Origin of the sequence: Klebsiella sp. 54 (genome assembly GCF_018223875.1) — a bacterium.
Classification (GTDB): Bacteria; Pseudomonadota; Gammaproteobacteria; order Enterobacterales; family Enterobacteriaceae; genus Klebsiella; species Klebsiella quasipneumoniae.
This window is the reverse complement of the sequence record NZ_JAGRRA010000004.1, coordinates 326,281-339,109: the sequence shown is the minus strand read 5'-3', so window position 1 is coordinate 339,109 and position 12,829 is coordinate 326,281. Positions and strand designations below refer to the sequence as shown.

Here is a 12,829-nt window from a genome sequence, read left to right as displayed (position 1 = left end):
CACCAGAAAATGATTAATGCGCTTTTTTAAAGCGGGCGATCATTTCCGGCACCGGGTCGCAGCCGCTGGTATCGGCGTTTTTGACCGCCTCCAGCGCGCTGGCCACGGTATGGCGAGCGAGAACGTTGAGCGAAGCCTGCTCCGCTTCGTCAGCGACCGATTTGAAGTACCAGCAGGCGTTGGCGCTGACCACGCAGCGGGCCGGGACCTCAGGACGCGACGCCCACAGTTTTTTATCTTCGATAACGGAAAGGTAGATATCACGCAGAGTGATTTTGTCCGCCGGGCGGCCAAGATGAATAGAGCCGTTGCGGCCAAGCGTGGAGACAATGATGCCGTCACGGGTGAGCGGAACCATTAATTTGCGGATAAAGCTCGGGTTGGCTTCCAGGCCGTAGGCCAGAATCGCACTCGTTGAACGTTCACCCATCTGCTCCGCCATTGCTACGCTGAGAACCATCTGCAAAGCTGTCGGGAAGCGGTAATCTAACATGGTTTTGTCCTGGGTTGCGGTGAATCTTGTTCTTTTTGGCACCGCAGAGGTGAGTAATCAATGAACAACAATATAACAAATACGGGAATTTTTTTGAAGCAATCTGCGGTTAGCCTGCGAAGTAAATTTTCTGATTTCGTCCGCAAAGACGGGCTGAGAAACCGCGCTCTTCCGTACCGGTTTTACTGAACGGCAATCTCCTCACCGTTTCCCAGTGGCTGCCCCCTGCGTTAAAGAAATCCGCTGCCATAACGGCAGCGGATCCTGCAGGGTGTTATGCCGTTAATTCCAGCTCGGTTTCAAAGGTGGTCACCGGCACAAACGGCAGATAGGAGATCCGCAGCCTCTCGGCCACCTTCAGGCGATGCCAGCCGGCCGGCAGGCCGCCGGGTTTGAGCACCGTGATGGTCGCCTTTTCACCGAAGTTCCACCGGTCGTCGTAGACGCTCTCCAGCTCGTCGAGCGTCCACTCCCGGCCGCGCAGCGCCAGGCGGATCGCCTGCCGCGGGATGGCTTCGCCGTTGAGGGTCACGGCGATATCTTCCACCATCGATAAACCCAGACCGCGGTAGTAAGGCAGACGGGCCAAAAAGCGCACGCCGATAATTTCCCCGTCGCGGGTGACGTTGCCGAAACCTTCGCGGCAGATAATATGCTGATCAAACATGATAATGCTCCTTACTGGCCCAGCAGCGCCGGGGGTGGGGTTTCATCTAACAGGCGACAGAACATCAGCTGCTGGCGGCGGACCTGCTCCAGGCTGTCCACCTCCTGCGCGTCTTCCACCCAGCGGTTGCCTTCATACTCGGAGCACACATACCCCTCATAGCCGCCCTTCTGCAGCACGCGGAAGATCTCATCGTAGGGAATCGACCACTCGCTTATCTCATCGGTCATCTCATAGAATTTGGCATGAATGTTGTGGATCCGCGGCATAAAATCGAGCATCCGCTTCGGCTCGAACGCCGCGTTGTGGCGCAACGTTTCCGCCATCGCCAGCTGCGGGCCCGGTCCCCATTTTTGCATCACATCCAGGATAACGTATTCGCTGAGCGTCCGCTCCTCATAGGCTTTCTCGATAAAATCCGCTGCCGCCTGTGGGCAACCGTTACGAATAAAGCGCTCTTTCCACACCCGCGGGAAGCGGGCTAAAAACATTCCCATATCCGGCAGGAAGCCCAGCGCCCGGGTATTGGCTTTTTCATAGGCTTCGGCATGACGAATAATCCACGGATGATCGAAATGCAGCGGGGCGTGCACTTCCAGCAGAATGGTGATCCCTTTGTCTTCCGCATACGGCGCCGCCGCCACCAGCACCTCCGGCGCCACGGAAACCAGAGAGCGGATAAAGCGCATGCCCAGCCGGGCGGCAAAATCGATGTCGTTTTGCACGCTGCGCACCTGCTCGTCAAACGGCATAGGCCGGTCTTTATAACGCTTATAGTCGAGCATAAAGTCATGGCACACCGGCACCGTGTCATGGCGCTGCATCAGACGGTGCCAGTCGGCGATCGCCGCCTCCGGCATGCCGCACTCCGGCCAGCCGGCGAAGGTCTGTTCGCCGACGACTTCAATGCCGCGGGCGCCGAACGCCGCGCAGTGACCGATCGCCTGATCGAGGGACATCTTGCCGAGATAGGTCTCATTCTGAAAACTGTACAGACTGACGCCGCGTTTTATTTTCTGAGTCATAAAAGTACCAGGTAAGTTGGTTAACAGGATAAGCCGGTCGCTTCGCGGGCGCGGGCCACCGAGGCCGCTGCGGGCAGCGACGGTTTATACTCCAGGCCAATGGCCCCGTTGTAGCCCAGGCGTTGCAGCCGGGCGATCACATTGGGCCACTCGCCGCTACGCGGATCCGGTTCGTTACGATCCGGCGCCTGCGCTATCTGCACGTGCCCCACCCGATGCATTCTGCCGCCGAGCACCTCCTCCATCTCCTCTTCCATCACCATCGAGTGATAGACGTCAAACAGTAGCTGCAGCCGCGGGCTGTCGACCGCCTCGATAATGTCCAGCGCCAGCCGAGTATTGTTTAAGAACATCCCCGGATGATCGATGCGGGTGTTGAGCGGCTCCAGCAGCAGAGTGACCCCGGCGGCTTCCGCCAGCGTCGCCGCCTGGCGCAGGATGTGGATCGCCTGCGCCTGCTGTTCGGCGATAGCCACCCCTTCGCGGCTGAAGCCGGAGGCCACCACCAGCGGCGGCGACCCCAGCTGGCGCGAGACCGCCAGGCTGTCGCTCACTGCCGCCAGAAACTGCTCATGCTCCGCCGGATCCACCAGGCTGCGCCGGGGCTCCACCACGAAGCTCGACAGCGTCACGCCGGTCTCCTCCAGCGCCTGCGCCAGCGCCGCCAGCGGTTTATCACGCCAGAGATGAAACTCAACATGGCTGAATCCCTGCGCTTTCGCTGCCCGGACCCGATCGCTGAAATCGGGATACTCTTCACGAAACAGCCATTCAATACATGCGGACAAATACATCCGACCCCCTTCTCTACTTGCCAGAACAAAACAAACAAAATTAGAATAAGAATTCTTATTCTGTTTCGAAGCGGCAGTGTGACGCCTTCCCTTCTGGCGTCGCGGTCAACAGCAGGATCCGACGCGGCATAACCAGAATGAGTGCTCTAATTCTAATCTCTGGTTGCTATAAATTGTCAACATCATTTAACAAGTTTTTAACCAAATCTGAAGGTACATCATGCTCAATAACGCTTCGGCGGCCACGGTTCAGGCGCCTCCCTATACCAGCGAGCGGCAGCGCACGCTGGCCACGCTGGTGGTTTCGATAGCGCTGGTGCTGGAGATCATCGACGTCTCGATCATTAATGTCGCCATCCCGGTGGTACAGCGGGATCTGCTCGCCAGCCCGCGGCAAATTGAATGGGTGGTCACCGGCTACCTGTTCTTTTTCTCCATTCTGCTGCTCACCGGCGGTCGGCTCGGCGATCTGTATGGCTACCGGCGGCTGTTTATCAGCGGCCTGCTGGCGTTTGGTGCCGCATCGGCCGGCTGCGGACTGGCCGCCAGCCCGGAGATGCTGGTGGCGATGCGTATTGCGCAGGGGGCCAGCGGGGCGATGATGGGCCCGCAAATTCTCTCCCTGATGCAGGTGCTGTATCGCCCGCACGAGCGTTTCCGGGTGATGAGTATTTTCGGCCTGCTCGGCGGCGCCGCCGGGATCCTCGGCCCGGTGCTCGGCGGGATCATCATCGAAAGCAATCTGTTCGGCCTCAGCTGGCGGCCGATCTTTTTGATCAACGTGCCGGTGATCGTTGTCGCCGTCGCTCTCGCCTGGCGGGCGCTGCCGGCGGTGCGCAGCCCGGAGGCCAAAGGTATCGATCCGCTGGGAACCCTGCTGGCGGTGGTGGGCGGCGGCGCGCTGCTGCTCACCCTGATCGAAGGCCCCGCCCTGCGCTGGCCGCTATGGATGGCGCTGCCGCCGCTGCTGTCGCTCATCACGGTGTCACTCCTCTGGCGTCATCTGCTGGGCCGTGAACGCCGGGGCGGCACGCTGCTGTTGCCTCCCGCGATGCTGCGCGACCGCTTCTTTCGCGCCGGGATCGTCATCACCCTGCTCTATCAGCTGACCACCGCCTCGCTGCTGCTGGCCACCGCGCTGGTGCTGCAGAGCGGACTGGGCTTCAGCCCGTTCCATACCGCCCTGCTGCACATCCCCTTCGCCCTTGGGGCGATGTTTTCCATCGCCGTCGCCGGCCGCCGGCTATCGCCTCGTCTTGGGCGTAACGTGACGCTGGTCGGGGTGGCCGTGCAGATGAGCGGCCTGCTGCTGATGGGCTACGGGATCGCCACGGCGCCGGGGACGCTGGCGCTGACCGCGCTGGGTCTAGGCTTCGGCCTGTGCGGCTGTGGGATGGGGCTTATCTCCGCCCCGCTGCCGGCCTTTGCCATGGCGGCGATCCCGGTGGCCCACGCCGGCGCGGCGTCGGGATTATTTCGCACCGGCCAGCAGTTTGGCGCCGCCCTCGGCATGGCGACCCTCGGCGGATTCTATCTGGCGCAAAGCGCCTCCGCGCCGGATGCCTGGCGCGGGGCCTTTATCACCCTGCTGACCCTTGGCGCCCTGATCCTGCTGGCGATTGCCGCCCTCAGCCGCCTGCTGCCCGCCTCAGTGCTTCCCCCGGCGGGTAAGCCATGACCTATCGCGTCCGGCAATGGCTGCTATCATGAGGAACCATTTATCAGGACGCACAAAGCTGTAGTACCTATTTTCTGTACACCTGCAACGGGCATGCGCCCGGAGAACAACAAAGGCATGGACTGATATGGATGAAAACATCGATGTACTGATTATTGGCAGCGGCCCGGTGGGCGCCACTTTCGCGCGACGGATTGCCGATCGCCGCGCCGCGCGGATCCTGGTGGTGGAAGCCGGCGAAGCGCTGACGTCCGCGACCGGGGTTAATATCCGCAACCTGGCGCCAGCGCAGCGGGAAACGGCCTACGACCGCGCCCGGGCGTTTCCGCTGGCCGCCCTGCCGGAGAACCTGCCGGCAGACGCCCTGCAGGCACGGCCCGGCACCCACCTTCTCGACCCGGCGGCGCCCCACAGCGGCATGCCGGCCGCCGCGCTCTCCACTAACCTCGGCGGCATGGGCGTCCACTGGACCTGCGCCTGTCCGCGACCGGGCGGCAGCGAAGTCATTCCCTTCCTCGATCCACGGGAGATGGCCGACGCCTGGGAGTCGGCTGAGCATTATCTGCAGGTGACCCGCGAAGGATTTCCGGCCACCGCCATCGGCCGGCAAATCGTCGATGCCCTTAATCAGCACTTCGCCAGCGACCGTCCGCCGGCGCGGCTGGCGCAGCCTATGCCGCTGGCCTGCGCCGCGACGCCGGAGGGCAAGCCGCGCTGGTCCGGCGTCGACGCGGTGCTTGGCGAGCTGGCGGAGGAAGAGACCCGCCGCCAGCGCGGGGTGGAGATCCGTACCGCCACCCTGTGCACCCGGATCCTCAGTGAGGACGGCGTCGCCTGCGGGGCGGAGCTGCGCGATCTGCGTACCGGCAAGCAGTACGTAGTGACGGCCAAAGCGGTAGTGGTCGCCGCCGATGCGCTGCGTACCCCGCAGCTGCTGTACGCCTCGGGCATCCGCCCGCGGGCGCTGGGGCGCTGGCTCAACGACCAGCCGCAGGTGATCGCCCTGATTGAAGTGGACGCCCCGCCGGCCGCCGCCGCGCCGACCTCCCCGCTGCGCGACGGACGGGACAATGTCTCCGGCGTCACCTGGCTGCCGTTCCATGAGCCTGATTTCCCGTTCCACGGTCAGCTGATGCAGATGGATACTTCGCCGATCGCCTTTACCCAGCCGCCGGGGACTCCGACGAAGCCGGTGGTGGGCCTGGGGCTGTTTCTCGCCAAGGAGCTGCGCGAGGAGGATCGAATCGTCTTCAGTGATGACACCGACGCCGTAGGGCTGCCGAAAATGCAGCTTAACTATCAGTTAACCGACGGCGATCGCCGGCGTTTACAGCAGGCGGTGGCGGTGACCGAACGCGTCGGCGCCGCGCTGGGCCGCGTCGCGCCTGGCGGTGAGGCCATTATCCTGCCGGCGGGCACCTCGCTGCATTACCAGGGAACTTGTCGCCTGGGAGAAGCGAACGACGGCACCAGCGTGGCCGACCGCCGCTCGCGGGTGTGGGGTTTTCACAATCTGTACGTCGGCGGCAACGGCGTGATCCCCACCCCAACCGCCTGCAACCCGACGCTGACCAGCGTCGCGCTGGCGATCCTCGCCGCTGACGATATCGTGGCGCGCCTGCTGTAGCGCCTCTGGCTTACCGGGGCAAAAGCGGCCCCGGCTCCTCGCGAAAGGCGACATCGGTCGCCTTTTTATTGCCGCAAAACCCACATAAAACCAATGGTATTTTTGTTTGTGATGGATCACATACGTAATCACAATTTTTCCCCGCGCCGTTCCTGCTCCTACTCTTAAATCCGCGGCTATTCCCGCCGCCACCTGTATCCCTGACCTGCATACTAAAAAACCGCGCCGCCGCCAACGACAGGCGACCCGCGCGATAAAAGGAGAACGTCGTGAGCCATAGCCTGAATCCGCCCCACGCACCACAAGCCGGCGCGATCCAGGGCATCATCATCGCCCTGACCGCCTTTCTGCCCATCCTGGCGATCGTTTCCCTGGCGCCGGCGGTCCCGACGCTGATCCAGCACTTTGCCGGGGTGCCATATGTCGAAACCCTGGTGCCGCTGATGCTGACCGCGCCCGGACTGGTGATCGCCATCGCCGGGCCGTGCACCGGCTGGCTGGCGGATAAATTTGGCCGCCGTAAACTGCTGCTCAGCGCCACGCTGTTGTATGGCATCTGCGGCACTATGCCGCTGTACATCACCTCCCTGACCGGCATCTTTTGCAGCCGCCTCGGCGTCGGGCTGGCGGAGGCGGTGGTGTTGACCATCGCTAACACCATGCTGATCGATTACTTTGACGACAAACAGCGCCGCTTCTGGCTGACGGTGCAGGGAGTGATTGGCCCGGCGCTGGCGGTGCTGGTGCTGGCCAGCTCCGGCTATCTGACCGCCCTGCGCTGGAACGGCGCCTTTATGATCTACTTTGTCGCCATCCTGCTGTTCCTGGCGATGTACTTCTGGATGTTCGAACCGGCTCAGGCGGCCCGTCCGCAGCACGCCGCCCAGGCGGCGCAGCATAATCCGTTTCCGTGGCCGCGAGTGATCGCCCTCAGCGTGCTAACCTTTGTCTGCGCCATCATTTATTACGTGTACACCATCAATGGCGCCAACGCCTTTCATACCTTGCAAAACGCCAGCCCGCAGCGTATTGGCCTGATTATGTCGCTGGTCAGCCTCGCCGTGCCGGTCGGTTCGCTGCTGTTCGGTCTGGTCTCCCGCCGCTATACGCCGGAGCGCGTGCTCGCCATCATGCTCTGCCTGATGGGGATCGGGATGCTGGTGGTGGGTGAATCACGGACGGCGATCGCCATGGGGATCGGCTCCGCCATCCAGCAGCTGGGAGCCGGCATGGCGATTAACGCAATGATTTACTGGGTAGGGTCGCTGATTCCGCCCGCCTACTGCGGCCGGGCGATGGGCGCCTGGTCCGGGGCCTTCTTCGCGGGCATGTTTGTCAGCCCGATCATCGTTGGCGCGATCCGCCTGCGGGCCGGGAACGATGTGCTGAGCGCCTTCCTGACGCTCGGCATCGCGGCGCTGGTGCTGGCCGCCGCGATATTTCTTTATACTTTCTCCCGCCATAGCCAGCGCCTGCGTCAGCACAACCAGGCCAGCGCCTGGCAGTTAGCGAAGTAAAATCCCGCGGCTTAGCCGGCCTCGACGGGGGTAATCAGATAGCTCAGACACATCATGCCCAGATGGCGTTTGAGCTGTTCCCAGTCGCCCTCACCGGCGGCTTCCGCCGCCGATCCCAGGCCGAGGAAGCGCGCCAGCGCGGCATACGAAACCGTAAAGCAGAAGCGGGCGGCCTGCTCTGGCTCCGGGTGGCGGATCTCCGCCGCGGCATCGAGCAGCTGGTCGATAAAGGTCTGCTCGTTTTTCTGGTAAGCGGCTTTCCCAATTCCCGCCACGCGCTCATCATCCGCCCGCGCCATAAACGGCCGCAGGATCCCGGCATGGCGACGCAGATACTCCGCCTGGACATCCATCAGCGCCGGAAGCCGCTGGCGCAGCGGCAGGTTGCGCGCGTGCAGCTGCTGGATCAGCTGCTGCCATTCGGCGTCCAGCTCCTGCATCACCTCCATCATGACGGCGATAAACAGATCTTCTTTGCCGCCGAAGCGGGCATAGATCGAGCCGACAGAAACGCCCGAGCGTTTACTGATTTCAGCAATGGTCAGCAGCTCAAAGGTGCCTTCATGCAGGATTTCACGGCTGGCGGCCATCAGCCGCTCCAGCGCCACCCGGCTCCGGTCCTGTTTCGGCTGGCGCATCGCGGGAAGATCGGTCATCGCAGTTCTCACCTCTTTATCCATAGAAAACCCCCGCAGTGTATTGCAGTTAGCGACCGCGCTGCAAATTGCCCACCCGACTCCCCCGTCGGCGATGTGACAAAAGTGTGATGGCGGTCATTTTCATTCTTTGATAAACAACTAGAATCATAATTCTAGTTCTATTTAATAATAACAACCACCACACAACCCAGGAGTTGCTATGCGTTTCTCTGTTTTCCTCGTCGGCCGTTCCACCGCCCCCGAGCAGGATCGTTTTGTCATGCAGTCGCTGATCGAACATGCGCGCCAGGCTGAAGATCGCGGCTTCGATGCGGTCTTTATGCCAGACCATCACTTCACCGGCTATGCGCCGATGTCCAGCGATCCGTTTGTCTTCGCCGCCTACCTGGCCGGCCAGCTGAAAAAGATCCATTTCGGCATGTCGGTGACTACCGTCCCGCTGCACCACCCGGTGCGCTTCGCCGAGCGCGTTAACCTGCTGGATCAACTCACCGAAGGCCGCCTGCTGGTGGGCATCGGCAGCGGCACCACGCCGGAAGAGATGATCGGCTTTGGCGTGAACTATAAGGACGCCTCCAGCCTACTGCAGGAGAACCTCGATCTGGTCCAGCGGCTGTGGGAGAAAAATATTGAAGACGATCCGATCATCTTCGAAACCGGCCACTATAAGGGCGCGGTGGTCCAGCGCATCGTTCCTGCCCCCTGGCAAAAACCCTTCAACCGCATTATGCCGGTGGCGCTGCGTGAAACCAGCATGCAGCGTGCCGCCGACAACGGCTGGCCGGCCTTTATTCCCGCGTTTACGCCGCCGATCCCGGCCAGCAACGATCCGTTTGGCCAGCTGACCCACTATTTCACCCGCTACCGCGATGCCCTGCTCAACGCCGGCCATAGCGACGAGGTGGTGAACCACTGCCTCTCGTGGACCACCCACACCTGGCAGTGCGTCCATATTGCCCCCACCGACGAGCAGGCCCGCGAAGAGATGCTGCAGATCATGGGCTGGTACCAGCAGGCCATCGACCGGGAATATGAGTACAACAAGCGGGCGGAAGAGTTCAGCGGCGTTACGCTGCACCGCCATCCGGACTGTTTCAGCGAAGAGTGGATCAAAACCTGGTGCCTGTACGGCAGCCCGGAGACCGTCGCCGAGGAGCTGGAACGCCATCAGCGGCTGGGCATCGGCAACGTGCTGCTCGGCTTCACCAACGGCCCGCTGACCGAGGAGCGCCTGCGCCTGAGCCAGCAGTCGATCTCGTTGTTCGCGGACCAGATCCTGCCGCGCTTTCGCTAATCCAACCGGGAGATCCTGCTATGAATAAGCCTGCTTTCTCACGCCCGCCGCTGCTGATCGGCATCGGCGGCACCACCCGCCCGGGCTCCAGCACCGAGCGCGCCCTCGCCGCCGCGCTGGCCCACGCCCGCACGCTCGGCGCGCAGACCCAGCTGTTCGGCGGCGCTGAACTGGCGGCCCTGCCGCCGTTTAATCCGGAAGTGACCACCCGCACGCCGCAGGAGACGGCATTTGTGGAAGCCGTGCGCCAGGCCGACGGCATTCTGCTGGCCTCGCCGGGCTACCACGGCGGGGTGTCTGGCCTGGTGAAGAACGCCATCGACCTGCTGGAAGATTTGCGCGGCGACAGCCGGGTCTATCTTGATGGCCGGGCGGTGGGCTGCATCGTCACCGCCGCCGGCTGGCAGGGTTGCAACACCACCCTCGGCGCCATGCGCGGGATCGTTCATGCCCTGCGCGGCTGGCCGACCCCGCTGGGGGTCACTCTCAACACCGCCGGCGTGTCGCTGTTCGACAGTGAGGGCCGCTGCACTGACGACGCGGTCCAGCGCGCGCTGGCCACCGTAGCCGAACAGGCGCTGGCCTTCGCCCCCGCCGCCCCCTTACGGAGACAAGCCGATGCCTGCGCTCAGTCTGTCGCTTAGCGTTGCCGAAAAAGCGCGGCTCACCGCCGGGATGGGGATGTGGTCCACCCACCCTATCCCCCGCTCCACGCTGGGTTCAGTCACCCTGTCCGATGGCCCGATGGGGATCACCGGCGGCCGGGTGGACGAGCGGGATATTGCCCTGCTCAGCCCCTGCGGACTGGCGCTTGGCGCCAGCTGGGACCGCCAGCTGGTCAGCCGGGTTGGCGGCGTCATCGGCGAGGAGGCGCTGCGCACCGGAACGCAGGCGCTGCTGGCGCCTAACCTGAACCTGTTGCGCAGCCCCCTTGCCGGCCGCGCGTTTGAGCTTTTCGGCGAAGACCCACGGCATATCGCCGAGCTGGGCGCGGCGTGGATCGATGGCGTCCAGCGCCAGGGGGTGGGCTGCATCGTCAAACATATGGTTTGTAACGATTCAGAAACCGATCGGCGGACCATGAACGTGGTCGTCGATGAAGCCACCCTGCGCGAAGTCTATTTCTGGCCGTTCGAAGTGGCGGCCAGCCGCGGCGTCTGGGGCATGCTGACCGCCTATAACCGGGTGAACGGGATCTATTGCGCCGAGCAGCATCAGGCCATCAGCCAGTGGCTGAAGCGCGATCTCGGCTGGGACGGGCTGGTGATGTCCGACTGGTTCGGCACCCAGAACGGCCCGGCCAGCTTCCGCGCCGGGCTGGATCTGGAGATGCCGGGCCCGGCCCGCCATATGGGCGAGCGCCTGCTGCCCGCGCTGATGGATACCGACAGCGACGCCCGGCGTCTTGACGATGCCGCCGCCCGGCTGGCGCGGCTGGCCGAACGGGTCAGCCATCCTCTGCCCTGGGATGGCTCTGCCGCCGCCCAGGCGCAGCGGCGTCACACCCTCGAAGAGGCGGCGGCGGCGGGCTTTGTCCTGCTGCACAATCGCCAGCGGCTGCTGCCCCTCGCCGCGCAGTCGGGACAGCGGCTGGCGGTGATTGGCCCCAACGCCACGACGCCCTGCTTCCAGGGCGGGACCTTTGCCAGAGTGGCGCTGATGCCGGGACTGATCTCTCCTCTGGAGGCCATTCGCCAGCGCTTTTCCGCCGCCGGGGTCGAAATAAGCTATGCCCAGGGGGTGGAGAGCGATTACCGCATCCCACCTCTGCATCATTTGCCGCTGCGCACCGCCGCCGGCGAGCGCGGCCTGGACGTTGCCTACGCCACCGCTGACGGGGGCGTGGTTCATCAGGAGGTGCGCGACGCCTCCTCGCTGATCTGGTTCCGCGATATGCCGGGCGTCGGCGACATGCTGCGCCTGACCGAACGCGCCACCGTGACGGTAAGCTGCCAGTTCACCGCGCCGGTGAGCGGCCGCTACGGCTTCTGGATCGGCGGCACCGGGGAGATCGCCCTCCAGCTGAACGGCGAGCGCGTGGCGACCTTCAACGGCGAGGCGCTGGAGGGGGATATCATGGGCAAGCTGATGCAAGCCCCGCATACCCGTCTTGAATTTCCGCTGCAGGCGGGGGAAAACCTGACCTTCCGGGCCGAGATGGCGCTGGGCAGCAGTATCGCCCACGGCATCTGGTTCGGCTGCCAGCCCCCGCAAACCATCGACCTGCTGCAGCAGGCGGTCGACCATGCCCGGGCGGCCGACAGCGTGGTGCTGGTGATAGGCGAAACGGCCGATGCCGGTCTGGAGAGCATCGACCGGGACGCTACCGCGCTGCCGGCGCATCAGGTTGCCCTGATCCGCGCCGTCTGCGCGGCGAACCCGCGGACGGTGGTGGTGCTGAATGTCGCCCATCCGGTGGATACCGGGTGTCTGGCTGACGCGGCGGCGGTGATGGTCGTCTGGTATCCTGGCCAGGAGTTTGGCCCGGCGCTGGCCTCGGTGCTGGCCGGGGATCGTGAGCCTGGCGGTCGCCTGCCGGTCACCTTCGCCCAGCGCCTGGACGACTATCCGGTACGCAGTCTGACGCCGGACGCCGCGGGGGATCTCTGGTATCACGAGCGCCAGCAGGTAGGCTATCGCTGGTTTAACGCCCGCGAACGCCCCGCCGCCTGGGCCTTCGGCCACGGTCTGGGGTATGCTGATATCACCCTGATCGCCGCTGCGCTGACAGGCGACGGGGTGGACGCTCTGCAGCTGCGCTGCCGGTTGGAAAACCGCGCCGCCCGCGCCGGGAAAGCAGTGGTCCAGCTCTACCTGCGGGGGCCGGAGACGGCCTGGTCGGCGCTGGCGGAGTTTGCGGCAGTCAGCGTCCCGGCGCACGACGAGGCCGCCCTGACCCTTGTCCTGCCGCGTCACGCGCTGCAGCGCTGGCAGGTGCCTGCCCAGGAATGGCGCCTGGCCAGCGGCCCCTGGCAGCTGGCGGTGGGTTTCGCCAGCGACGATATCCGGGCAACCTTTGACTTCGTGCTAACTCCCGACGGGAAAATCAGCCACCGGGGCTAAGCCCGGACCGAT

11 protein-coding genes are annotated in these 12,829 nt (G+C 63.9%); 6 read left to right on the top strand and 5 right to left on the bottom strand.

From position 1 onward, the window contains the following. Positions 1-13: 13 nt before the first annotated feature. The 4 genes from KHQ24_RS13115 to KHQ24_RS13100 form a co-directional block, all read right to left on the bottom strand. Positions 14-493 (bottom strand): RrF2 family transcriptional regulator, encoded by a 480-nt coding sequence (locus KHQ24_RS13115; RefSeq protein ID WP_064183144.1) that lies wholly within the window; start codon positions 491-493, stop codon positions 14-16. 274 nt (positions 494-767) lie between these two features. After that, complete coding sequence (locus tag KHQ24_RS13110) at positions 768-1,160, bottom strand: C-glycoside deglycosidase beta subunit domain-containing protein (RefSeq protein WP_050533619.1); 393 nt, start codon at positions 1,158-1,160, stop codon at positions 768-770. Between the two features lie 11 nt (positions 1,161-1,171). After that, positions 1,172-2,185: a sugar phosphate isomerase/epimerase family protein gene (locus KHQ24_RS13105; RefSeq protein ID WP_023290705.1), complete on the bottom strand. Its 1,014-nt coding sequence runs from the start codon at positions 2,183-2,185 to the stop codon at positions 1,172-1,174. A 20-nt stretch (positions 2,186-2,205) separates the two neighbouring features. Further along, entirely contained in the window at positions 2,206-2,979 is a 774-nt protein-coding gene (locus tag KHQ24_RS13100; protein ID WP_048295375.1) for a TIM barrel protein, read from the bottom strand. A gap of 220 nt (positions 2,980-3,199) precedes the next feature. Here KHQ24_RS13100 and KHQ24_RS13095 point away from each other — a divergent pair, with 220 nt between their 5' ends. The 3 genes from KHQ24_RS13095 to KHQ24_RS13085 all read left to right on the top strand — a co-directional run bounded on the left by KHQ24_RS13095 (position 3,200) and on the right by KHQ24_RS13085 (position 7,801). Beyond that, entirely contained in the window at positions 3,200-4,657 is a 1,458-nt protein-coding gene (locus tag KHQ24_RS13095; protein WP_114508383.1) for an MFS transporter, read from the top strand. A 127-nt stretch (positions 4,658-4,784) separates the two neighbouring features. Next, the gene (locus KHQ24_RS13090) at positions 4,785-6,284 is read left to right on the top strand and encodes a GMC oxidoreductase (RefSeq protein WP_043521381.1); all 1,500 of its coding nucleotides are present in this window, start codon (positions 4,785-4,787) and stop codon (positions 6,282-6,284) included. 269 nt (positions 6,285-6,553) lie between these two features. Next, a complete protein-coding gene (locus KHQ24_RS13085; protein WP_135730338.1) occupies positions 6,554-7,801 on the top strand; it encodes an MFS transporter in 1,248 nt (415 codons plus the stop codon). An 11-nt stretch (positions 7,802-7,812) separates the two neighbouring features. On the opposite strand, the gene KHQ24_RS13080 is transcribed toward KHQ24_RS13085, so the two are convergent. Further along, positions 7,813-8,457, bottom strand: coding sequence for a TetR/AcrR family transcriptional regulator (locus KHQ24_RS13080; protein ID WP_048325409.1), 645 nt, complete (start codon positions 8,455-8,457; stop codon positions 7,813-7,815). A gap of 202 nt (positions 8,458-8,659) precedes the next feature. Here KHQ24_RS13080 and KHQ24_RS13075 point away from each other — a divergent pair, with 202 nt between their 5' ends. From KHQ24_RS13075 to KHQ24_RS13065, 3 genes are read left to right on the top strand one after another with little or no spacing between them, the layout of a single operon-like run. Then, positions 8,660-9,754: an LLM class flavin-dependent oxidoreductase gene (locus KHQ24_RS13075; RefSeq protein WP_048325410.1), complete on the top strand. Its 1,095-nt coding sequence runs from the start codon at positions 8,660-8,662 to the stop codon at positions 9,752-9,754. A gap of 20 nt (positions 9,755-9,774) precedes the next feature. Beyond that, positions 9,775-10,398, top strand: coding sequence for an NADPH-dependent FMN reductase (locus KHQ24_RS13070; RefSeq protein WP_043521378.1), 624 nt, complete (start codon positions 9,775-9,777; stop codon positions 10,396-10,398). Beyond that, complete coding sequence (locus KHQ24_RS13065) at positions 10,373-12,817, top strand: glycoside hydrolase family 3 protein (protein WP_211777311.1); 2,445 nt, start codon at positions 10,373-10,375, stop codon at positions 12,815-12,817. The genes KHQ24_RS13070 and KHQ24_RS13065 overlap by 26 nt, the downstream gene beginning before the upstream one ends. The last annotated feature ends 12 nt before the right edge of the window (positions 12,818-12,829 follow it).